The 21,495-nt window shown below is 72.3% G+C and carries 22 protein-coding genes; 13 read left to right on the plus strand and 9 right to left on the minus strand.

The genetic code is table 11. From position 1 onward, the window contains the following. Positions 1-79: 79 nt before the first annotated feature. Positions 80-655, minus strand: a complete 576-nt coding sequence (locus ACIHAD_RS11600; RefSeq protein ID WP_397354286.1) for a Uma2 family endonuclease — start codon at positions 653-655, stop codon at positions 80-82. A 52-nt stretch (positions 656-707) separates the two neighbouring features. Further along, positions 708-1,313, minus strand: a complete 606-nt coding sequence (locus tag ACIHAD_RS11605; RefSeq protein WP_397354287.1) for a hypothetical protein — start codon at positions 1,311-1,313, stop codon at positions 708-710. 161 nt (positions 1,314-1,474) lie between these two features. Here ACIHAD_RS11605 and ACIHAD_RS11610 point away from each other — a divergent pair, with 161 nt between their 5' ends. From ACIHAD_RS11610 to ACIHAD_RS11620, 3 genes are read left to right on the plus strand one after another with little or no spacing between them, the layout of a single operon-like run. Then, positions 1,475-2,281 carry a glucose 1-dehydrogenase gene (locus tag ACIHAD_RS11610; RefSeq protein WP_397354288.1) on the plus strand — a complete coding sequence of 269 codons (807 nt, stop codon included), beginning with the start codon at positions 1,475-1,477 and terminating at the stop codon, positions 2,279-2,281. Continuing rightward, a complete protein-coding gene (locus ACIHAD_RS11615; protein WP_397354289.1) occupies positions 2,271-3,242 on the plus strand; it encodes an alpha/beta hydrolase in 972 nt (323 codons plus the stop codon). Before ACIHAD_RS11610 ends, ACIHAD_RS11615 begins: the two co-directional genes overlap by 11 nt. Positions 3,243-3,253: 11 nt before the next feature. Then, complete coding sequence (locus ACIHAD_RS11620; RefSeq protein ID WP_397354290.1) at positions 3,254-4,111, plus strand: alpha/beta fold hydrolase; 858 nt, start codon at positions 3,254-3,256, stop codon at positions 4,109-4,111. Positions 4,112-4,148: 37 nt separating this feature from the next. Here the strand turns inward: ACIHAD_RS11620 and ACIHAD_RS11625 are convergent, their stop codons facing one another. The 4 genes from ACIHAD_RS11625 to ACIHAD_RS11640 all read right to left on the minus strand — a co-directional run bounded on the left by ACIHAD_RS11625 (position 4,149) and on the right by ACIHAD_RS11640 (position 6,534). Then, a complete protein-coding gene (locus tag ACIHAD_RS11625) occupies positions 4,149-4,364 on the minus strand; it encodes a hypothetical protein (RefSeq protein WP_397354291.1) in 216 nt (71 codons plus the stop codon). Positions 4,365-4,427: 63 nt separating this feature from the next. After that, the gene (locus ACIHAD_RS11630; protein WP_397354292.1) at positions 4,428-4,958 is read right to left on the minus strand and encodes a ScyD/ScyE family protein; all 531 of its coding nucleotides are present in this window, start codon (positions 4,956-4,958) and stop codon (positions 4,428-4,430) included. 60 nt (positions 4,959-5,018) lie between these two features. Continuing rightward, a complete protein-coding gene (locus ACIHAD_RS11635) occupies positions 5,019-5,624 on the minus strand; it encodes a DUF4126 domain-containing protein (protein ID WP_397354293.1) in 606 nt (201 codons plus the stop codon). 4 nt (positions 5,625-5,628) lie between these two features. Next, positions 5,629-6,534, minus strand: coding sequence for a phosphotransferase (locus tag ACIHAD_RS11640; RefSeq protein WP_397354294.1), 906 nt, complete (start codon positions 6,532-6,534; stop codon positions 5,629-5,631). 68 nt (positions 6,535-6,602) lie between these two features. Between ACIHAD_RS11640 and ACIHAD_RS11645 the strand changes: the two genes are divergently transcribed. Then, on the plus strand, positions 6,603-8,981 hold the full coding sequence (locus ACIHAD_RS11645) for an FAD-dependent oxidoreductase (protein ID WP_397354295.1): 2,379 nt from the start codon (positions 6,603-6,605) through the stop codon (positions 8,979-8,981). Here the strand turns inward: ACIHAD_RS11645 and ACIHAD_RS11650 are convergent. From ACIHAD_RS11650 to ACIHAD_RS11660, 3 genes are all read right to left on the minus strand, one after another. Beyond that, complete coding sequence (locus ACIHAD_RS11650) at positions 8,938-9,717, minus strand: GntR family transcriptional regulator (RefSeq protein WP_397354296.1); 780 nt, start codon at positions 9,715-9,717, stop codon at positions 8,938-8,940. The genes ACIHAD_RS11645 and ACIHAD_RS11650 overlap by 44 nt on opposite strands. Positions 9,718-9,796: 79 nt before the next feature. Further along, on the minus strand, positions 9,797-10,924 hold the full coding sequence (locus ACIHAD_RS11655) for an NAD(P)H-dependent flavin oxidoreductase (RefSeq protein WP_397354297.1): 1,128 nt from the start codon (positions 10,922-10,924) through the stop codon (positions 9,797-9,799). A gap of 43 nt (positions 10,925-10,967) precedes the next feature. After that, on the minus strand, positions 10,968-11,630 hold the full coding sequence (locus ACIHAD_RS11660; protein WP_397354298.1) for an acyltransferase: 663 nt from the start codon (positions 11,628-11,630) through the stop codon (positions 10,968-10,970). 131 nt (positions 11,631-11,761) lie between these two features. Between ACIHAD_RS11660 and ACIHAD_RS11665 the strand changes: the two genes are divergently transcribed. The 9 genes from ACIHAD_RS11665 to ACIHAD_RS11705 all read left to right on the plus strand — a co-directional run bounded on the left by ACIHAD_RS11665 (position 11,762) and on the right by ACIHAD_RS11705 (position 21,403). Continuing rightward, positions 11,762-13,426: a CTP synthase gene (locus ACIHAD_RS11665; RefSeq protein ID WP_397354299.1), complete on the plus strand. Its 1,665-nt coding sequence runs from the start codon at positions 11,762-11,764 to the stop codon at positions 13,424-13,426. 40 nt (positions 13,427-13,466) lie between these two features. Then, a complete protein-coding gene (locus tag ACIHAD_RS11670; protein ID WP_397354300.1) occupies positions 13,467-14,075 on the plus strand; it encodes an NUDIX domain-containing protein in 609 nt (202 codons plus the stop codon). A 15-nt stretch (positions 14,076-14,090) separates the two neighbouring features. Further along, entirely contained in the window at positions 14,091-14,996 is a 906-nt protein-coding gene (locus tag ACIHAD_RS11675) for a site-specific tyrosine recombinase XerD (protein ID WP_357704523.1), read from the plus strand. 117 nt (positions 14,997-15,113) lie between these two features. Next, entirely contained in the window at positions 15,114-16,055 is a 942-nt protein-coding gene (locus ACIHAD_RS11680; protein WP_397354301.1) for a ParA family protein, read from the plus strand. Then, complete coding sequence (locus ACIHAD_RS11685) at positions 16,052-16,873, plus strand: segregation and condensation protein A (protein ID WP_397354302.1); 822 nt, start codon at positions 16,052-16,054, stop codon at positions 16,871-16,873. The genes ACIHAD_RS11680 and ACIHAD_RS11685 overlap by 4 nt, the downstream gene beginning before the upstream one ends. A gap of 370 nt (positions 16,874-17,243) precedes the next feature. After that, positions 17,244-17,765, plus strand: coding sequence for an SMC-Scp complex subunit ScpB (gene scpB, locus ACIHAD_RS11690; RefSeq protein WP_397354657.1), 522 nt, complete (start codon positions 17,244-17,246; stop codon positions 17,763-17,765). Further along, a complete protein-coding gene (locus ACIHAD_RS11695) occupies positions 17,762-19,786 on the plus strand; it encodes a pseudouridine synthase (RefSeq protein ID WP_397354303.1) in 2,025 nt (674 codons plus the stop codon). Before scpB ends, ACIHAD_RS11695 begins: the two co-directional genes overlap by 4 nt. Positions 19,787-19,855: 69 nt before the next feature. Beyond that, positions 19,856-20,215 carry a chorismate mutase gene (aroH, locus tag ACIHAD_RS11700; protein WP_357704530.1) on the plus strand — a complete coding sequence of 120 codons (360 nt, stop codon included), beginning with the start codon at positions 19,856-19,858 and terminating at the stop codon, positions 20,213-20,215. 93 nt (positions 20,216-20,308) lie between these two features. After that, a complete protein-coding gene (locus ACIHAD_RS11705; RefSeq protein WP_397354304.1) occupies positions 20,309-21,403 on the plus strand; it encodes a prephenate dehydrogenase in 1,095 nt (364 codons plus the stop codon). Positions 21,404-21,495: the final 92 nt, after the last annotated feature.

Below are 21,495 nucleotides of genomic sequence, written 5' to 3' on the forward strand. Positions count from 1 at the left end.
GGCGCCGCGGCCGTCCGCGCCGTCAAGGGGCCTCAGGACCCGCCCGGGCCCCCCATGGCCACCCTGGCCACGGCCGGAGCTAGGCGGGCGGCCATTCCAGGCCGAGGTCGATGTCCACGTCGAACCCGACGGAAGCTCGCAACTGCTTACGATGGATGCCGGTGGGGACATAAGCCTTGACTGCGGGTTCCAGCTCAAAGGTGTAGACGACGGGTAGGCCGTCTTCCTGCTCCACCCGCCAGAAGTGTTGGATGCCGGCGTCTGAGTACTTGATCGGTTTGGTGCTGCGATCCCGCTCCCTGGACTCCTCTGAAACCACCTCGGCGACAAGGTGTACATCCTCTGGGCGGAAGGAAGTCGTCTCCGGCCCGATCGCGGACTTCTCCACCACCAGGATGTCCGGTTCCGGCCGCTGCCGTAGGCCCAGAGTGACGGTCATCTCACGGACCACCGCGAGATGTGCGGGCGGTTTCAGGGCATTCTCCAGCAACCTGATCGTGTACAGGTGGAAGGCGGTCTGCGGCGACATCATGATGAGCGACCCGTCGATCAGCTCGACGTGCCGGGGCGCGCCGGGGGGAAGGTGATCGAGCATGTCGGCGGTCCAGCCGCCGGGTGGGCCGGGGTAGAACCACTCAGGAAGGGCTGTACTCATGCGCGCCTCCTAAGGTTACTCCGCGAGCCTATTGTGTCACGGACGGTGACCCTCAGGAGTGGTCCTTGCGCTGCTCCATCGAGCGGCGGTAGAGCTCGTCGATCTGGTCCAGCGGGTCCGGAGGACGGCGGCGGGCCTCGATCTCCAGCTCGGTACGCGAGTACAGCTCGTCGATGCCGGACGACGCGTGGTGCATCTGGTCGCCCAGAAGGTCGGCGCGGATGCGGGCGCACATGGCGGTCAGCTTGGCCTGGTGCCCGCGCAGCCGGTCGAGCGCGGCGTGGTCGACGTACGACGAGACGCGGCGTTGCTGGGCGTACGTGGCGAGCTGGCCGTCGTGCACGTCGGCCTGGGCGGACAGGTCGGCCAGGAGCCGGGGCAGGTCGCCGAGGCCCCAGCCGCGCTGCTCGGCCTGTTCGACGGCCTGGCGGGTGAGGGCCACCTCGCGGCGCAGGTCGAGCCGGAGGCGTTCGACCTCGGCCGCGTCGCCGGTGCCCATGGCGTTGACGTGCGTGGTCAGCCGGGTGGTGGCCTGCCGGGCCTTCTTGGCGGCCTTCTTGCCCAGTTTGACCAGCAGATAGATGCCCACGCCGGTCAGCAGCAGGAGGAACGCCAGGACGGCCAGCACGATGACAAGGAACTCGCTGATCTCCGCCACCTCCCGTGGAGTCGTTGCCTAGAAGGATAGTTCGACGCGCGAGGGGTTCAACGCGCGGCGGGGTCCCGGGGTTCCGGCGATCATGCCGAGCAAGCCCTTGATCGGGGACGTGAGCGCGTGTTTCAGTGCACATGTTCGGTCGTCTCGGATGAGGGGTGCGCGTGCTCGAAGGCAAGGTAGTGATCATCACGGGTGGCGCCCGGGGCATGGGGGCGGCCACGGCACGCCGGTGCGCGGCGGGCGGGGCGCGGGTCGTGCTCACCGACGTCCTCACCGAGGAGGGGGCGGCCACCGCCAAGGACGTCGGGGGCACGTTCGTCCCGCACGACGTGCGGGACCCCGAGCAGTGGGCCGCCGTCGTGCACGCGGCCGTCGAGGCGCACGGAAGGCTCGACGGGCTGGTGAACAACGCCGGCATCGCCACCGTGGGGACGATCGAGCAGCAGTCCCTGGCCGAGTTCGAGCGCGTGCTCCAGGTGAATCTGGTCGGCGTGTTCCTCGGGCTCAAGGCGGTGGCCGGGGCCATGCGGGCCTGCGGCGGCGGGGCCGTGGTGAACCTCTCGTCGGTCGCGGGGCTGACCGCGCTGCCCGGCACGGGCGGGTACGGCGCGTCGAAGTGGGGCGTACGCGGCCTGACCAAGATCGCGGCGCTGGAGTTCGGGCGGGACCGCATCCGGGTGAACTCGGTGCATCCCGGGATGATCGTCACCCCGATGACGGCCTCGCTGGGCGCGGTCTCGGGGGAGGGCACGTTCCCGCTGGCCGCCGCCGGGCGGTGGGGGGAGCCCGAGGAGGTCGCCGAGGCGATCGCGTTCCTGTTGTCGGACGCGGCCTCGTACGTCACGGGCGCGGAGCTGGCGATCGACGGCGGCTGGACGGCGGGGGAGACGGCGCTGCTCGGCCGCCTCACGGGCCAGGCCCCCGCCGCGGAGGACGACTCGGAGAAGGGGGCCGGGGATGGCCGTTGACGAGCCGACCCGCGCGGTCATCGACCTGATGAGCGAGTTCTTCCCCAAGGGCGAGGGGCCCTGGGACCCGGTGGCGGCGCGCCGCGTGCTGGCCTCGGTCCCGAGCCCCTCGCCGATGCCCGTGGGCCGGGTCGAGGACCGCGACGCGGCGGGCGTCCCCGTGCGCGTCTACTGGCCGCCGGAGAGCACGGAGAGCACGGAGAGCACGGAGAGCACGGAGAGCACGGAGAGCACGGAGGGCGCGGAGGGCGCGGCGGGGCGGCCTCTTGTCGTGTACTTCCACGGTGGCGGGTTCACGCTGGGATCGCTGGACAGCCATGACGGCGTCTGCCGTCAGATCTGCGCCGGGGCCGGGGCGGTCGTGGTCGCCGCCGATTACCGGCTCGCGCCCGAGCACCCCTATCCGGCCGCCGTCGAGGACGCCTTCGCCGTCACCCGCTGGGCCCATGAGCACGCGGCCGGGCTCGGCGCCGACCCCGGCGCGCTGGTGGTGGCGGGCGACAGCGCGGGCGGCAACCTGGCCACCGTCACCTGCCTGCGGGCGCGCGAGGAGGGCGGGCCGCCGATCGTGCTGCAGGTGCTGGTCTACCCCGCCACGGACGCCACCCGCCACTGGCCCTCGTACGACCAGAACGGCGAGGGATACTTCCTGACCACGGCGCACATGCGGTGGTTCTGGGACTGCTACCAGCCCGACCGGGGGCGGCGCGGGGAGCCGTACAGCTCGCCTCTGGGCGCGGACGTGCGCGGGCTGCCGCCGGCGCTGGTGATCACGGCCGGGCACGACCCGCTGCGCGACGAGGGCGAGGCGTACGCCCGCCACCTGCGCCACTGCGGGGTCGAGGCGGAGACCGTCCGGTACGAGGGCCTGTTCCACGGCTTCTTCGGCACGGGCCCGATCCTGCCCGCGGCCGGTGACGCCACGAACCGGGTGTGCGCCGCCATCCGCGCCCTCAAATAAGGGGATATTTCGTGCCACACGCTGAAATTTCGTCAGCCCTCCGCCTCTTCTACACCGACGACGGCTCCGGCGACCCGCCGCTGCTGCTCGTGCACGGCTGGGGCGCCGACTCCCACCAGTGGTCCTGGCACCTCGACGCCCTCGCCGCCCGCCACCGCGTCATCGCCGTGGACCTGCGCGGCCACGGCTACTCCTCGGTCCCCGAGGCCGGCAACACCCCGAGGGCGATGGCCGAGGACCTGGACACGCTGCTCGACCGCCTGGACGTGCCCGAGGTGATCCCGGTCGGCCACTCGATGGGCGCCCAGGTCGTCTCGATCCTCGCGGTCGAGCACCCCGGACGCGTACGGGCGCTGGTCACCCTCGACCCCGGCTACGGCATGAGCCAGGACCTCGCCGCGAGCTTCCCCGGCATGATCGCGGGCCTGCGCGGCGAGCACCCGCACGCCGTCGCCGAGGAGATCGACCGGTGGTGCACCACCTCCGCCACCCCGGCCGTCATCCGCCGCTGGCACAAGCGCCGCCTGTACGGCATGCCCCCGCACGTGCTGGCCGAGGCGTTCGAGGCCATGTTCACCGCTCCGGGGGCCATCGGCGTGCGGCCGGCCAGTGACGACTACCTGGCCCGCAGAGGTTGTCCGGTGTTGTCGATCTGGGCCGACCCCGAACGCGCGGCCTGGGAGGCGGGGCTGCTCAGGCATCCGGAGTCGAAGGTCGTGTGCTGGGAGGGCTCGGGCCACCGGCTGCACGAGGAGCGCCCGGCGGAGTTCGTCCGCGTGCTGGAGGGCTGGCTCAGAACGCTGGGAAAGGCCTCGGGACATGGTGAAGGGCCCGGCAGCGCGGACGCTGCTGCCGGGCCCTTCGTGTGAGCGCGCCAGGGGGTTGGGGGCCATGGCGCTCACACGCCTATGCGGGCAGCTCCACCCGGACGATCTCGCCCTTGCCGGGGGTGAAGCCCTTGTTGGACACGTAGACCGACCCGTCGCCGGCGACGGCCATGCCCAGCGGCACGGTCAGCGTGCCGGGCTTGAGCAGCTCGGTGCGCCTGCCGTCGGCCTCGATCCGGTAGAGCGACGTACGGGGCTGGTGGTCGGAGGGCACCGGGCCGACCGAGCCGAGCACGAGCAGGCGGCCCGCGCCGTCGAAGGCGACGTCGACCGCGGTCGTGAAGCCCTTGACGGCGGTCTAGGCCTTCTTCCCGGCCAGCCTGAACACCCTGGCCACGCCCTCGGGCTGCGGGAACCCGGCGTGCTCGGCGACGTAGTAGGAGTCGTCGGGGGCGGCCGCGATGCCCATCGGCACCGACTGCATCGGCACCTTGCTGCCCTTGGGCAGCTTCAGCATGGCCGGGGCCGCGACCTTGCGGGCGTGGAACACCGCCCGCAGCGTCACCTTGCCCGACGCGCTCACCTGGAGCACGTCGTTGCCGCCCACGTCCGTGACCAGCGCGCCGCCCTGCGGGGTCGGCACGACCGCGAACGGGTACGAGTCGATCGCGCTGCCCTTGTCCTTCTTGTCAGGGTTGTGCTTGACCTCGAACGCGAGCAGGTCGCCCATGACGGACGACTTCCCGTCCTTGATCCTCAGCAGCGTGCCCAGGGTCCTGCCCTTGGGGCCCAGGTCGGCCCGCAGCTTGCCGTTGCCGCCCAGGCCGACGGGCACCAGCGCGGCCAGGCCGAGAGCAGCGACTCCCCCCGTGATGATGACTCGCTTCATGAGGGAACACCGTAGGAGCGCGGGACGGGGGAGCGGATCAGCCCGCAGGGTGAGGCGTACTCAGCCTGGCGGTGGATTTCTCCTGATCCTGCGCCGGGCGCGCAGGCGGCGTACCCGCCTGAAGGTCCACCACGCGAGCAGGGCGAGGAGCAGCAGCACGACGATCACCAGCAGCGGCAGGAACACCGCGATCAGGCTCATGCCGAGCGAGCCGGCGTCCTCGGCGGTGCTGACCACGGGCGCGCCCACCCCCGCCGTGCCCGCGTTGATCACCGGACGGGCCGTCGCCTTCAGCGTGTGGACGGCCAGCGCCATCACGATGCCCAGCAGCCAGCCGGCCCACGGGTTCTCGGCCATCCAGGTCGAGTGGTCGAGCTCGGCGGCGGCGTTGGTGGCGGAGAAGACCACGCCGCCCGCGGCCGGGCGCACCACGGTCTGGATGGCGTCGTTGACGGTGTCGACGGCCGGCACCTTGTCGAGGACCATCTCGGCGAGCAGCAGCACCGCGATGATCGCCAGCACCCCCCAGTTCGAGAGCCAGGAGTAGCCGTCGGGCAGCTTCACCCTGTCGGTGAGGTTGGCCAGCACGCCCACGACCAGGAGGGGGATGTAGGCGTTCAGGCCGGCGGCGGTGGACAGCCCGAGACCGGTCAGCGCGGCGAACATCCCCCTAGCCTGCCCCCGCCGCGGCCTCCATCACGCGCGCCAGCCCCGGCCGGGTGAACTCGGCCGCCGCACGCTCGTACTTCTCCATGCCCCAGGACCAGAAGTCGAAGTCGAGCGTGTCGTTGGCGCCGTCCTGGATCGAGGCCCACAGGGTCCAGCCGTACTTGGACATGAGGCCGAGCAGCCGGGCGCGGGCGATCTTGTGGCGCAGGCGGCGGCCGTAGTAGGCGGTGACGAGTTCCTCCAGGTGGCCGGGCGGGAGGTCGGCCTCGCTCCAGAGGTTGCCGAGCTCGAAGCAGGGGTCGTTGTTGCCGGCGTACTCGTAGTCGATGAGGTGGAGGCGGTCGCCGCACTCGACGATGTTGCCGGGGAGAAGATCGTTGTGGCAGGGGACGGTGGGCTCGGCGCGTACCGCCAAACATTTCCTGATTTCTTCGGCGGCGGGCATGAAATCAAGATATTTCGCAGGAAGTCGGAAATGTCGCTCCTGGACGATCCGCAGATACCCCCGCTGCACCTCGAACATGTCGAAATCCCGCACGAAGCGCGGCCCCGCGTGCAGCCGCCGGCACACCTCCGCCACCCGCGGCAGGTTCGCCGGCTCCCACAGGTCGGCCTCGGTGAACGTCCGGCCCGGCAGGAACCCGATCACGATCACGCCCACGTCCGGCAGGTAGCCGTGCACGGGCGCCCCCACCCCGGCCCGCGCGGCGGCGAGGGAGTCGGCGTGCTCGGCGTCCTTGTCGATGCGCAGCAGGGAGCCGTCGCTGGCGGCCACGCGCACCACGTAGGCCCCGGCGGGGGTGGTGACCTTGTAGTTGCGGTTGGTCATCCCGCCGGGCAGCTCCTCGACGGAGCGCGGCAGGCCGGACAGCAGCGGGATGCGGTCGAGCACCTGGGCCAGAGCCATGGTCGATGCTAGCTCCGCCGCCGTAAACGGTCTAGACCTTTTACGGTACGGAGGTTAGCCTCGCGACCATGAGCGACTCGGCCCGCATCGTGATCATCGGCGGCGGGGTGGGCGGCGCGTCCGTCGCCTACCACCTCACTCGACGCGGCGAACGCGACGTCGTCCTGCTGGAACGGGACGAGCTCACCAGCGGCTCCACCTTCCACTCGGCGGGCCTGGTCGGCCAGCTCCGCTCCGACCCCACCCTGACCCGGATGAACCAGTACTCCGTCGAGCTCTACCGCACCCTCGACGCCGGATGGACCGAGTGCGGCGGCGTCAAGCTGGCCTCGTCCCCCGAGCGCATGGCCGAGATCCGCCGGCAGATCGGCTGGGCCAGGACGTTCGGGCTGCCGCTGGAGGAGATCTCGGTCGCCGAGGCGGTGGAGCTGTTCCCGCTGATGGACCCGTCCGGGGTGGTGGGGGCGGCGTACCTGCCGACCGACGGCCAGGTGGACCCCTCGATGTTGTGCTACGCCCTGGCCGCCCGCGCCCGCGAGGGCGGCGTCCGCGTGCGCACCCGTACGCGGGTGCTCGGCATCGGCGTCGAGCGCGGGCGCGTCACCGGCGTACGCACCGACCAGGGGGACATCGCCTGCGAGATCGTGGTCAACTGCGGCGGCATGTTCGCCGCCGAGATCGGCCGCATGGCCGGGGTGCGCGTCCCCATCGTGCCGATGTCGCACCAGTACGTCGTCACCGACGCCTTCCACGACCACGCCGTCCTGCCCACGCTGCGCGACCCCGACCTGCTCGTCTACTACCGGCAGGAGGTGCGCGGCCTGGTCATGGGCGGCTACGAGCGCACCTGCGCCCCCTGGACCGCCTCCGAGACCTCCTACGACGCCGTGCCGGCCGACTTCAACGGCAGGCTGCTGCCCGAGGACTGGCCGCGCCTGGAGGAGATCTCCGCCAACTCCCGGATCCGGGTGCCCGCGATGGCCGACGTCGGCATCCGCAAGCTGATCAACGGGCCCGAGGCGTTCACCCCGGACAACGAGTTCTGCCTCGGGGAGACCGAGGTGGGCGGCTTCTTCGTGGCGGCCGGGTTCTGCGCCCACGGCATCGCGGGCGCGGGCGGCATCGGCAAGGTCATGGCCGACTGGATCGTCGACGGCGAGCCCGGCATGGACGTCCACCACATGGACGTACGCCGCTTCGGCCGCCAGTACCGGTCGCCGTCGTACACGGTCAGGCGCTCGGCCGAGAACTACGAGACGTACTACGACATCCGCTACCCCGGCCACGAGCGCGCGGCCGGCCGCCCGCTGCGGGTCTCGCCCGCCTACTCCTGGCACGCCGCCCACGGGGCCGTCTTCGGCGAGAAGGCGGGCTGGGAACGGGTCAACCACTACTCCACCGGCCCCGCGGGCGAGGACGAACGCCCCCGCGGCTGGGCCGGACGCCTGTGGTCGCCCGCCGTCGGGTCGGAGCACCGCGCCACCCGCACCACGGCCGGGCTGTTCGACGAGAGCTCCTTCGCCAAGATCGAGGTCACCGGGCCGGACGCCGCCGGCCTGCTGGAATGGGTCTGCGACAACCGCGTCGCCCGCCAGGTCGGCGCCGTCACCTACACCCAGGCCCTGAACCGGCGCGGCGGCATCGAGTGCGACTTCACCGTCACCAGGCGCGGCGAGCAGGAGTTCCTGATCGTCACCGGCACCGCGTCCGGCTCCCACGACCTCGGCTGGCTGCGCCGCCAGGCCGCCCGCACGGGCTCGACGGCCAGGATCGCCGACGTCACCGGCCAGTACGCGTGCTTCGCCCTGTGGGGCCCCAAGGCCCGCGACATCCTGTCCGGGCTGACCCCGGACCCGCTGGACCTCCCGTTCATGTCGGCCCGCGAGCTCACCGTGGGGGACGTGCCCGCGCTGGCGCTGCGGGTGACGTTCGTGGGCGAGCCGGGCTGGGAGTTGTACTGCTCCAGCGAGTACGGGCTCGCGCTGTGGGAGACGCTGTGGCGGGCGGGCGAGCCGTACGGCCTGGCCGCGGGCGGCTACCGGGCCATCGACAGCCTGCGGCTGGAGAAGGGGTACCGGGTGTGGGGGGCCGACATCGGGCCCGAGACGACGCCGTACGAGGCCGGGCTCGGGTTCTGCGTCAAGCCGGACAAGGACTTCCTCGGCCGGGACGCCCTCGACCCCGACCCGGCCCGCCGCCTCCGGTGCCTCACCCTGGCCGACCCCCGGGCGGTGGCCCTGGGCAACGAGCCCGTACGGGTGGACGGGCGGGTCGTGGCCCGGGTCACCTCCGGCGGCTACGGGTACACGGTCAAGGAGTCGATCGCCTACGCGTACCTGCCGGTCGGGCCGGGGGCGGCGGTGGAGGTCGAGGTGGAGGGGGAGTGGGTGCCGGGCGTCGTGGTCAGGGAGCCGCTGTACGACCCGGCGGGGTCGCGGGCGCGGTGACGCCGCTGCGCACCGACAGGCGTACCCGGTCGGGGCGGAACAGGTCGCGGGCGTACTCGACCGGGGTGCCGTCGGCGGCGTAGGCCGTGCGCTCGATCCGCATGAGCGGCGCGCCCGCCGCGATGCCCAGCTCGGCCGCCTCCTGCGGGCCCGCGATCACCGGGTCGAGATGCTCGACGGCGGTCTTCGGCTCCAGGTCGTAGCGGGTGGCGAGCAGGGCGTAGAGGGAGCCGCCGAGGTCCTCGTCGAGGAAGCCGGGCAGGGCGGGGAAGAAGGAACGTTCGAGCGCCACCGGCGAACGGCCCGCCGAGCGCACCCGGGCCACCTCGTGCACCGGCTCCCCCGGCTCGACGCCGAGCGCGGCGGCCACCGCGGCGGACGCCGGCACACCGGCGGCCGTCAGGATCCTCGCCTCGGCCCTCAGGTGGGCGCGGCGCATCTGCTCGGTGAACCCGGCCAGGCCCGTCAGGTCGCACTCGATGCGCGGCTCGGCCACGAACGCCCCGCCCGACCTGCCGGGAAGCCTGATCAGCACGCCGTCGTGTTCGAGGGTGGCCAGGGCCTGGCGCAGGGTCATCCGGCTCACGCCGAGGCGGGCGGCCAGCTCCCGCTCGCCGGGCAGCCGGTCGCCCGGCGCCATCTCGCCGGAGGAGATGGCCTCCAGCAGCCAGTGCTCGATCTGCGTGTGCGCGGGAACCCCGGTGCCACGCTCCAGCTCAGGCGGTGTCCCGACCACACGCGCATGCTACCGGGCGGTGCGGGACGCCCCTCTCCGAGGGGCTTCCAGGGGCTTCCAGGGGGAGTTCGAGGGGCTTCTACGGGGAGCCGGTGCGGGTGAGGCGGGCCACGGCCTCGGTGAACTCGGTGATCATGTCGTACACCACGTCACGCGCCGGCCGGACCCGGTCGAGCTGGCCCACCACCTGCCCCACGTAGTAGGTGACGAGCTCCAGGGCCCCGGGATCGCCGCGGTCGGCCGCAGCGCCGATGCGGGCCATCGCCCCCTCGGCCAGCAGCAGTTGCAGGGGCATCCCCAGCGGCCCGGGACTCTCCTGCCCGGAGTCCCACTCCTCGGTCCAGGCCGACCTGAGCTGCCGCGCCGGCTTGCCCGTACGCGACCGCGACCGCACGGTGTCCAGCGACGAGGCGGCCAGCAGCTTGCGCCGGAGCGCGGGCGAGGTCTCCGCCTCCTCGGTCGTCAGCCACACCGAGCCGCACCACACGCCCTCGGCCCCGAGCGCCATGGCCGCGGCCATCTGGCGTCCCGAGGCGATGCCGCCCGCGGCCAGCACCGGCACGGGCGCGACCGCGTCCACGACCTGCGGCACGAGCACCATCGTGGAGATCTCGCCGGTGTGCCCGCCCGCCTCGGTGCCCTGGGCCACGACGATGTCCGCCCCGGCCACCACCTGCCTGCGCGCGTGCTCCACGGTCCCGACCAGCGCGGCCACCGGCACGCCCGCCTGCCTGGCGCTCGCGACCATCTCCGGCGGCGGCGGCCCGAGCGCGCCGGCGATGAGCCCGATCGGGTGCTTGAGCGCCACGTCGATCAGCGCGGTCGCCCCCGAGGCCGTCACCCGCCTGCCGAACTCGTCCGCGACGGCGCTGAGCGGCTGCGGCGGCGCGTTCACGCCGTACTTGGACAGCAGGTGCGCGACGAAGTCGCGGTGGCGGTCGGGTACGAAGTCCAGCAGATGGGCCCGCAGGTCGAGCGCCGAGGCGTCGATCCGGCCCGGGACGAGCACGTCCACCCCGTACGGCCGCCCGCCCACCCGCTCGTCGATCCAGGTCAGCTCGGCGTCGAGCCGCCCCGGCGAGTACGCGACGGCCCCCAGCACCCCGAACCCGCCCGCGTTCGTGACCGCGGCCACCACGTCGCGGCAGTGGCTGAAGGCGAACAACGGGAACTCGACGCCCAGGCGCTCACAGATGGCGGTCCGCATGCACCGACGCTAACCTCCAGAAGCTTGTTCGGTCCATCCCCTCTCAGGACGGACCGGCCTGCCCGTCCAGCGCCAGGGCGATCGCCGCGGCGGCCTCCGCGGCGCCGGGGGCGTGCCAGCCCAGCTCGGGCGTGTACCCGCGGACGCGCCTGGCGGGCACCCCGGCGACCACGCTGTGGTCGGGGAACTCGCCGCGCACCACCGCGCCGCCCGCCACCACGCACTGCCGCCCCAGGACCGTGCCGGGCAGGATGATCGCCCCCGTGCCGAGCCACGAGCCCGCGCCGATGGAGACCGGGCTGTTGCGCGGCCACTGCCGGCCGATCGGCGTGTTCGGGTCGTCGTAGACGTGGTTCTGGTCGGTGATGTAGACGTACGGACCGGTGAAGACGTGGTCGCCGATGTCGATCGACTGGTGGGCGACGATGTGCGAGCCCCTGCCGATCGAGCACGAGCCGCCGATCCGCAGGATCGAGCCGGGGCCGAGTTCGACGCCGGGCCACATGCCGCAGGAGATCGACACCCGCTCGCCGATCAGCGTGTGCTCGCCGATCTCGATCCACCGCTCGCCGAAGATCGCTCCCGGCGGGAAGGCGATGCTGACACCCTCGCCGATACGGCGGAAGCGGTAACCTGCAGTGGCGTCCGGGGAGATCGCCCCGGCGTGCCGGATCGCCGCGTAGGCACGGTGAATCAGCGCACCCATGGCCCGCCGTACAAGTGACATAAGGACCAAAGTTACCGCTAGGTCATGCCGTTCGGGCATGTGAGGGGCGTTGTTTGATATCCTGAGAGCCCGTGGACACTTCGGCCACATCACGAGCCACGGGAGCCCCTTTGCGCAGCGCATCGCAAACCAAGCATCTGTTCGTCACCGGCGGTGTCGCCTCCAGTCTCGGCAAGGGGCTCACGGCTTCCAGCCTCGGCCGCCTGCTCAAGGGGCGCGGTCTCCGGGTCACCATGCAGAAGCTCGACCCTTACCTCAACGTCGACCCCGGCACGATGAACCCGTTCCAGCACGGCGAGGTGTTCGTCACCGACGACGGCGCCGAGACCGACCTCGACGTCGGCCACTACGAGCGCTTCCTCGACACCGACCTGCACGGCTCGGCCAACGTCACCACCGGGCAGATCTACTCCAACGTCATCGCCAAGGAGCGGCGGGGCGAATACCTGGGCGACACCGTCCAGGTCATCCCGCACATCACCAACGAGATCAAGGACCGCATCCGCGGCATGGCCGGTCCCGACGTCGACATCGTGATCACCGAGGTCGGCGGCACGGTCGGCGACATCGAGTCGCTGCCGTTCCTGGAGGCCGTCCGCCAGATCAGGCACGAGGTCGGCCGCGACAACGTCTTCTTCCTGCACGTGTCGCTGCTGCCCTACATCGGCCCGTCCGGCGAGCTGAAGACCAAGCCGACCCAGCACAGCGTGGCCGCGCTGCGCAGTATCGGCATCCAGCCCGACGCGATCGTGCTGCGCTCGGACCGGCCCGTGCAGACGGCCATCAAGCGCAAGATCAGCCTCATGTGCGACGTCGACGAGGACGCCGTCGTCTCCTGCGTCGACGCCGCCTCCATCTACGACATCCCCAAGGTGCTGCACGCCGAGGGCCTCGACGCCTTCGTCGTGCGCCGCCTCGGCCTGCCCTTCCGCGACGTCGACTGGAAGGAGTGGGAGCAGCTCCTGCGCCGCGTGCACCGCCCGGCCAAGGAGGTCACGATCGCGCTGGTCGGCAAGTACATCGACCTGCCCGACGCGTACCTGTCGGTCACCGAGGCGCTGCGCGCCGGCGGGTTCGCCAACGACGCGCGGGTCAACATCCGCTGGGTCAAGAGCGACGACTGCGAGACCCCCGAGGGCGCCGAGCGCGAGCTCGACGGCGTCGACGGCGTGCTGATCCCCGGCGGGTTCGGCGTGCGCGGCATCGAGGGCAAGATCGGCGCCATCCGGCACGCCCGCGAGGGCAAGATCCCGCTGCTCGGCATCTGCCTCGGCATGCAGGGCATGGTCATCGAGGCCGCCCGCAACATGGCCGGCATCGAGGACGCCAACTCCGCCGAGTTCGACCCCGACACCAAGCACGCGGTCATCTCCACCATGGCCGACCAGGAGGACGTCGTCGCCGGCGAGCGCGACATGGGCGGCACCATGCGCCTCGGCAGCTACACCGCCAAGCTCGGCGAGGGCACCCTGGCCAGGCAGCTCTACAGCGGCAAGGCCAAGGCCGACGAGCGCCACCGCCACAGGTACGAGGTCAACAACGCCTACCGCGAGCGCCTGGAGAACGTCGGCCTGGTCTTCTCCGGCCTGTCGCCCGACGGCCGCCTGGTGGAGTACACCGAGCTGCCCGTCGACGTGCACCCGTTCTTCATCGGCACGCAGGCGCACCCCGAGTTCCGCTCGCGTCCCACCCGCGCCAACCCGATGTTCAAGGGCCTCATCGGCGCCGCCCTGGCCTACGCCGACAGCCGCGTGAGCACGAAGGTCGGCAAGTGAACCCATCCCCGGCCACGGAGAACCGGAAGCGAGTGCGACCATGATCAAAGACACGCCCGAGGCATGGGACGTCGTCGCGTCCAAGGAGCACTTCCAGGGCTACGTGATCAAGGTCGTCACCGACACGGTCAGGATGCCCCAGGACGAGGTCGCCGACCGCGACTACGTCGTCCACCCCGGCTCGGTCGCCGTGCTCGCCCTCGACGACCGCGACCGGGTCCTGATGATCAGGCAGTACCGCCACCCCACCCGGCAGCTCATGTGGGAACTGCCGGCCGGCATCCGCGACGTGGCGGGCGAACCGCTCGCCGACACCGCGGCCCGCGAGCTCGCCGAGGAGTCCGGCTACCGCGCCGACACCTGGCACACCCTGGTCGACCTGCGTTCCTCTCCCGGCATGACCGACGAGCGGATCAGGGTCTTCCTCGCCCGCGGCCTGAGCAGGATCCCCGACGAGGAGAACACCTTCGTCCACCGGCACGAGGAGATCGGCATGCCGGTCGAATGGGTGCCGCTGGCCGACGCGGTCGAGAAGGCGCTCATGGGAATGATCCACAATTCCCCGGCCGTGGCCGGTATCCTCGCCGCATATGCGGCTTCGGTTGAGGGATTCGCCCTGTTGCGCCCCGCCGACGCCCCGGAGGCGTGACGGAAGGACCATGTCGTGGAGGCGGTGCTCTCCAGCTACCTCGCCCATCTGGCGGTGGAGCGGGGCCTGGCTGCCAACACGCTCGCGTCCTACCGCCGTGACCTGCGGCGATACTTCGAACATCTTCAGGCGCGCGGGCGGCTGAAGCTCGACGAGGTGGGGGAGGCCGACGTCCAGGCCTTCCTCGCCGCGCTGCGCGAGGGCGACCGGGAACATCCCGCCCTCGTGGCCAGCTCGGCCGCGCGGGCCGTGTCGGCCGTACGCGGGCTCCACCGGTTCGCCCTGCGCGAAGGCGTCACGGCCCACGACCCCGCCCACGAGGTACGCCCGCCGCGCCAGCTCCGCAGGCTCCCCAAGGCGATCGCCGTCGACGAGGTCGAACGCCTCATCGCCGCCTCCGGCCCCGACGGCGCCCCGCTCACCCTGCGCAACCGCGCCCTGCTGGAGGTCCTGTACGGCACCGGCGCCCGCATCTCCGAGGCCGTCGGCCTGGCCGTGGACGACCTCGAACCCGACCAGGTGCGGCTGCGCGGCAAGGGAGGCCGCACGCGTGTCGTCCCGCTCGGCCGCTACGCGCGCTCGGCACTCGACGCCTACCTCGTCCGCGCCAGGCCCGGCCTGCTCGCCCACGGACGCGGCACCCCGGCGGTCTTCCTCAACGCCCGCGGCGGCCGGCTGACCAGGCAGGGGGCCTGGGAAGTGCTCCAGGCCGCCGCCGAACGCGCCGGCCTGGCAGGTGTCAGCCCGCACGTCCTGCGCCACTCCTTCGCCACCCACCTGCTCGACGGTGGCGCGGACGTCAGGGTGGTCCAGGAGCTGCTCGGTCACGCCTCGGTCACGACCACGCAGGTCTACACCTTGGTCACGGTCGACAAACTCCGCGAGGTCTACGCCGCGGCGCACCCGCGCGCCCGGCAGTGATCTATAGTCTTTTGCGCGTGCGCGGCGCCCCGGCGTGCCGCCTTGCCGCGTTTAGTGGTGACGCCATAGTGTCCGTCCGGACGGTCCGGTTCGGGATCGTCAGGGAGGTTCGAGCTGGTGACTGTGACGACCAAGGGTTCGACCCAGGGGACCCCCGACAACCCCTGGGGTGACACCAAGACCAACGCGCCTTCCAACGGCGTCAACCTGGGCCCCACCCGGCGCCCGCGGCCGGTGTTCCCTGAACCGGTCCCGCCGCAGGTGCACGGGCCGGCGCGAGTGGTCGCGATGGTCAATCAGAAGGGCGGCGTCGGCAAGACGACCACCACCATCAACCTGGGCGCGGCGCTGGTCGAGTGCGGGCTGAAGGTGCTGCTGGTCGACTTCGACCCGCAGGGCGCGCTCTCGGTCGGCCTGGGCATCAACCCGCTCCAGCTCGACCTGACCGTCTACAACCTGCTGATGGACCGCGGCGTCACCGCCGAGGACGTCCTGCTGGAGACCGGCGTCGAGGGCCTCGACCTGCTGCCCAGCAACATCGACCTGTCGGCCGCCGAAGTGCAGCTCGTCACCGAGGTCGCCCGCGAGCAGGTGCTCGGCCGGGTGATCAAGCCGCTGCTGCCGCACTACGACGTCTGCCTCATCGACTGCCAGCCGTCGCTCGGCCTGCTCACCATCAACGCGCTGACCTGCGCCCACGGCGTCATGGTGCCGCTGGAGTGCGAGTTCTTCGCCCTGCGCGGCGTCGCGCTGCTCATGGACACCATCTCCAAGGTCCAGGAGCGGCTCAACGAAGACCTCGAGATCGAGGGCCTGCTCGCCACCATGTACGACGCCCGTACCCTGCACGGTCGCGAGGTGCTGGCCCGCGTGGTGGAGGCGTTCGGCGACAAGGTGTTCCACACGGTGATCAACCGTACGGTCCGCTTCCCCGACGCCACCGTCGCGGGCGAGCCGATCACCACCTTCGACCCGTCGTCCCTCGGCGCCAACGCCTACCGCGAACTGGCCCGCGAGGTGCTCTCGCGCTGGCCGGCGCCTGCGACAATGGCCAGGTGACCGCAGAGCAGACCGAGGCATCCCAAGGCTTCCAGGTTCACCTGGACGTCTTCGAGGGCCCCTTCGACCTGCTCCTCGGCCTCATCGCCAAGCACAAGCTCGACATCACCGAGGTCTCGCTCTCCAAGGTCACCGACGAGTTCATCGCCTACATCCGGTCCAGGGGCCCGGAGTGGGACCTCGACCAGACCAGCCACTTCCTGCTGGTCGCCGCCACGCTGCTCGACCTCAAGGCGGCCCGGCTGCTGCCCTCCGGCGAGGTGGAGGACGAAGAGGACCTCGCGCTCCTGGAGGCCAGAGACCTGCTGTTCGCCCGGCTGCTGCAGTACAAGGCGTACAAGGAGGTCGCGAAGGTCTTCGCGGGGCGGATGGCCGAGGAGGGGCTGCGCTTCCCCCGTACGGTGTCGCTGGAGCCGCAGTTCGCCAACCTCCTGCCCGAGCTCATCCTCGGGATCGGGCCCGAGCAGCTCGCCCGCATCGCGGCCAAGGCGTTCACCCCGAAACTCCCGCCCACGGTCAGCGTCGGCCACATCTACCAGCCCCTGGCCAGCGTCAAGGAGCAGGCGGCCATCCTGGTCATGCACCTGCGCAGGCTGCGCCGGGCCACCTTCCGCGCGCTGACGGCCGACTGCGAGGGCACCTTCGAGGTCATCGCCCGCTTCCTGGCCGTGCTGGAGCTGTTCAGGGAGTCGGCGGTGACGTTCGAGCAGGTCGAGGCACTGGGAGAGCTCCACGTGACCTGGACGGGCGCCGACGACGGCGACGTCGCGGTGGGGGACGACTACGAGGAATCCGCGGAGAAACCATCGAATGACTGACAACCCCAACCCCCTGCCAGGCCCGCGCAAGGCCCCCGACTCGGGGTCGCCGCTGCCCGCCTGGATGACCCTCCCGGGCTCCCTCGTCCAGCCCGCCTCCCCGGAGGAGGCCCCCTCCCTGCCCGCCGGCCCCGACCTCCCGGTCGCGCCGCCGAAGCCCTCGCCGTCCCCCGAGTCGTCCTTCCCCGAGTCGCCTTCCGCCGGCCCCGAGCGGCCCTCGGACACCGCCGCCCCTTCCGAGGCCGCGCCGGTGAGCGTCGCCGATCGGGAGGAAGGCCGGGAGGAAGACCGGCAGGACGACCAGCAGGAAGAGCGGCAGGACGACCGGCCGGAAGAGGGGGAGGCGGCGGGGCCCCCTCTTGAGGCGGCTCTGGAGGCGATCCTGATGGTCGTGGACGAGCCCGTCGCCGAGATCACGCTGGCCCAGGTGCTGGAGCGTCCCACCCACGAGGTCGCTGCGGCACTCAGGAGGCTGGCGGCGGAATATACCGCCGCCGGGCGGGGTTTTGATCTGCGGGAAGTCGCGGGTGGCTGGCGTTTCTACACGCGGGCCGACTGCGCGGCGCTGGTCGAGCGGTTCGTCCGCGACGGCCAGCAGGCGCGGCTGACCCAGGCCGCGCTGGAGACCCTCGCGGTCGTGGCCTACCGGCAACCGGTGAGCCGCGCCCGCGTCGCCGCCGTACGCGGCGTCAACAGCGACGGCGTCATGCGGACGCTCGTCGCCAGGGGGCTGGTCGAAGAGGCCGGCACCGACCCGGAGAGCCAGGCAGTGCTCTACCGGACAAGCTCATACTTCCTGGAACGTCTGGGACTGCGGGACCTCAGCGAGCTTCCCGAGCTCGCTCCCTTCCTCCCCGACGACGTGGAGAACCTCGAGGAGACAACAAAGTGATCAACAGGCGCAGCACCCCGTCCGGTGATGGACGCGGTCGTGGACGTACCGGCGGCTCCGGCCGCGACGGGCGTCCCGCCTTCCGCTCCGACGACAACCGCCGCGACACCTTCGGCGGCGGCTTCGGCGGGGACGACCCCCGTCGCGACTCCCTCCGCGCGGACCGCGGCGGAGCCCGTGCCCGCTACGGCAAAACCGGCGACCGCGACGACCGCGCCCGCCAGGACGCCGGCCCCCGCGGCGGCGACGGCCGCCCCGGCTCCGGCGGCGACCGCTTCGACCGCTCCGGCGGCGACGGCCGCCCCGGCTCCGGCGGCGACCGCTTCGACCGCTCCGGCGGTGACCGTTCGGGTCGTCCCGGCTTCGGTGGTGACCGTTCGGGTCGTCCCGGCTTCGGTGGTGACCGTTCGGGTCGTCCCGGCTTCGGTGGTGACCGCTATGGCCGCCCCGGTGGCGACCGCGACGGCTACTCGCGCGGTGACCGCGCGGACCGTCCGGCGCGCGACGACCGCGACGACCGCTACCAGCGCGCCGACCGGCCAGCCGGTGGCGACCGCGGCGAGCGCTTCCGTGACGACCGTCCCCGTGACGACCGCGGCGACCGATTCGACCGTCCCCGTCGTGAGGGCGGTGACCGTTTCGAGCGTCCTCGCCGTGACGGCGGGGAGCGATTCGACCGTCCCCGTCCTGAGGGCGGTGACCGGCCGCGCGGTGAGGGATTCCGCGGGGCTCCCCGGTCCGACGACCGGGGCAGGTCCGGCGATGACCGGCGTGGCGGCTACGGCGGCGACCGGCGCGGCGAGCGCGGCGGCTACGCCGGTGGCGAGCGCGGCGGGTTCTCCAACGACCGTGGCGGGTTCTCCGGCGAGCGTGGCGGGTTCTCCGGCGGCCGTGGCGGGGCTTCCGCCGGGCGCGGCGGCCACGCGGGCGAGCGGCGCGGGGGGCCCGGCGGTTACGCCGACTCCCGTGGCGGCGGGCGTCCAGGACGTGGCGGCGACGGCGAGCGTCAGGAGCGCGGCGGCTTCCGTGCCGACCGCGGCGGGCGCAGGGACGACGCCCCCCGCTCGGGCGGCGCGAGCAACACCCGCGCCCGGTTCGGCAGGCGCGAGGACACCCCCCGTGGGCAGCAGCCGCGTACCCCGAGGCGGGACGACGTGCAGACGCTCGGCGGCGGACGGCGTGCGGCCGGCTCCGAGAGCCCCCAGGCCAGGCGCGTCAAGGCCGCCCGCCAGCCGCTGCGCGACCGGGCCTTCTACGACGACGACTACACCGACGAGCGCGACACCACCGAGGTCCCCGACGGCGTGCGCCTGCAGAAGGTGCTCGCCCAGGCGGGCGTGGCCAGCAGGCGCGCCTGCGAGGAGATGATCGGCGACGGCCGCGTCACGGTCAACGGCCAGGTCGTGCGCCGGTTCGGCGCCAAGGTCGACCCCGCCACCCAGGTCATCCACGTGGACGGCAAGCGCATCCCGACCGCCCCCGACCTGGTCTACTACGCCCTCAACAAGCCGATCGGCGTCGTGTCCACCATGGACGACCCGCAGGGCCGCCCGTGCCTGACCGACTACGTCGAGGAGCTGGCGCCGAGGCTGTTCCACGTCGGCCGGCTCGACACCGAGACCGAGGGCCTGCTGCTGCTCACCAACGACGGCGAGCTGGCCAACCGGCTGACGCACCCCAGCTACGGGGTGCAGAAGAAGTACTGGGCCAAGGTGCCGGGGCCGATCCCGCGCGACCTGGGCCGCAGGCTCCGGCAGGGCATCGAGCTGGAGGACGGCATCGTCAAGGCCGACAGCTTCGCCATCGTGCAGGAGCACGGCCAGCAGGCGCTGGTCGAGGTGGTGCTGCACGAGGGCCGCAAGCACGTCGTCAGGCGCATGCTGGAGGAGGCCGGTCACCGGGTGATCGACCTGGCCAGGATCGAGTTCGGTCCGGTCAAGCTGGGCCGCACCAAGGCCGGCACGGTCCGCGCGCTGACCTTGAAGGAGGTCGGCGAACTTTACGCGGCCGTGAAGCTGTAATCTGGCCGGAACGCAGGAGCCCGTGCGCACTTCGCACGGGCTCTCCCGCTATGGAAGGGGAATAGGCGCATGGTGCGGGCGATCCGCGGGGCGATCCAGCTGGACGCCGACGACCGCGACTCGATCATCCAGGGGACGACCGAGCTGGTCCAGGCGCTCATGGAGCGCAACAGCCTCACCACGGACGACGTGATCAGCGTGCTGTTCACCGCCACACCCGACCTGACCGCCGAGTTCCCCGCCCTCGCGGCGCGCAAGCTGGGTTTCCACGACGTGCCGCTGATCTGCTGCACCGAGATCGACGTGCCGGGCGCGCTGCCGCGCGTGGTGCGCCTGATGGCCCATGTGGAGACCGACCGTCCGCGGGCAGAGATGCAGCATGTGTATCTGCGGGGCGCGGTGGCGCTGCGTCAGGACATCGCCCAGTAGGCGCGCCTGCCGTGAGCCGGATCGCCGTGCGGCACATGCCTGGCGGACACGACAGGCAACACTCTCACTAGCCCGATAAATCAGGACATCAATATGGCCTCGGAACTCCGTACCGTGCTCGTCGTCGGCACCGGTCTCATCGGCACCTCGGCGGCCCTGGCGCTGCGCAAGCACGACGTACGCGTGCTGCTCGCCGACCGTGACGCGGCCGCCGTGCGGCTGGCCAGGGAACTGGGCGCGGGCGAGGAGTGGGAGCCGGACCGGCTGCCCGCCGGGCAGGTGGACCTGGTGGTCATCGCGGTGCCCCCGGCGCACGTGGCCGACGAGCTGCTGGAGTTGCAGAAGCGCGGGGTGGCCCGGTTCTACACCGACGTCGCCAGCGTCAAGGCCGAGCCCATCCGCCTGGCCGAGCGGCTGGGCTGCGACCTGAGGTCGTACGTCGCCTCCCACCCGCTGGCCGGGCGGGAGAAGTCCGGCCCGGGGGCGGCCAGGGCCGACCTGTTCCTCGGCCGTCCGTGGGCGCTGTGCCCGACCGGCGAGGCCGGGGCGGAGGCCAAGGCGGCGGTGCTCAAGCTGATCGAGCTGTGCGGCGCCAACCCCGTCGAGGTGGGCGCCGAGGAGCACGACCGCGCGGTCGCCGTCGTCTCGCACGCCCCCCACGTCGCCGCCTCGGCCGTGGCGGCCCGCCTGGCCGACGCCACCGAGGTCGCGCTCGGCCTGGCCGGGCAGGGGGTGCGCGACGTGACCAGGATCGCGGGCGGCGACCCCGGGCTCTGGCTCGGCATCCTGTCGGGCAACGCGACGCCGGTCGCCGAGGTGCTGGAGGCCGTCTCCCGCGACCTGGCCGAGGCCGCGACCGCGCTGCGCTCCCTGGCCGAGGGTGACGGCACCGCGAGCGGTGACCTCACCCAGCTCCTCAAGCGCGGCGTCGCCGGGCACGGGCGCATCCCGGGCAAGCACGGCGGTCCGGCTCCTGCCTATGTGGTCGTCCAGGTGGTCATCGGTGACCGTCCCGGGCAGCTCGCGCGGCTGTTCCAGGTGTGCGACGAGGTCGGGGTCAACGTCGAGGACGTGCGGCTGGAGCACGCGCCGGGGCTGCCCCTGGGCATCGCCGAGCTGTGGGTCCAGCCGGACGCGGCCTCGGTGCTGGCCGGCGCCCTGCGCGAACGCGGCTGGCAGGTCCCCTGACCGCGGGCCGCTGAGCACGACGCGACGGGCGGGCGCCGAGCGCAACAGGACTCCCGGGCCGCTGAGCACGACGCGACGGCCGGGCGCCGAGC

Origin of the sequence: Nonomuraea sp. NPDC052265 (assembly GCF_044547985.1) — a bacterium.
Classification (GTDB): domain Bacteria; phylum Actinomycetota; class Actinomycetes; order Streptosporangiales; family Streptosporangiaceae; genus Nonomuraea.

Coding starts and splice junctions, on each gene's coding strand:
- ACIHAD_RS11600 (WP_397354286.1), bottom strand. CDS start 655: ATGAGTACAGCCCTTCCTGAGTGGTTCTACCCCGGCCCACCCGGCGGC.
- ACIHAD_RS11615 (WP_397354289.1), top strand. CDS start 2,271: ATGGCCGTTGACGAGCCGACCCGCGCGGTCATCGACCTGATGAGCGAG.
- ACIHAD_RS11630 (WP_397354292.1), bottom strand. CDS start 4,958: ATGAAGCGAGTCATCATCACGGGGGGAGTCGCTGCTCTCGGCCTGGCC.
- ACIHAD_RS11635 (WP_397354293.1), bottom strand. CDS start 5,624: ATGTTCGCCGCGCTGACCGGTCTCGGGCTGTCCACCGCCGCCGGCCTG.
- ACIHAD_RS11640 (WP_397354294.1), bottom strand. CDS start 6,534: ATGGCTCTGGCCCAGGTGCTCGACCGCATCCCGCTGCTGTCCGGCCTG.
- ACIHAD_RS11645 (WP_397354295.1), top strand. CDS start 6,603: ATGAGCGACTCGGCCCGCATCGTGATCATCGGCGGCGGGGTGGGCGGC.
- ACIHAD_RS11655 (WP_397354297.1), bottom strand. CDS start 10,924: ATGCGGACCGCCATCTGTGAGCGCCTGGGCGTCGAGTTCCCGTTGTTC.
- ACIHAD_RS11660 (WP_397354298.1), bottom strand. CDS start 11,630: ATGGGTGCGCTGATTCACCGTGCCTACGCGGCGATCCGGCACGCCGGG.
- ACIHAD_RS11670 (WP_397354300.1), top strand. CDS start 13,467: ATGATCAAAGACACGCCCGAGGCATGGGACGTCGTCGCGTCCAAGGAG.
- aroH (WP_357704530.1), top strand. CDS start 19,856: ATGGTGCGGGCGATCCGCGGGGCGATCCAGCTGGACGCCGACGACCGC.
- ACIHAD_RS11705 (WP_397354304.1), top strand. CDS start 20,309: ATGGCCTCGGAACTCCGTACCGTGCTCGTCGTCGGCACCGGTCTCATC.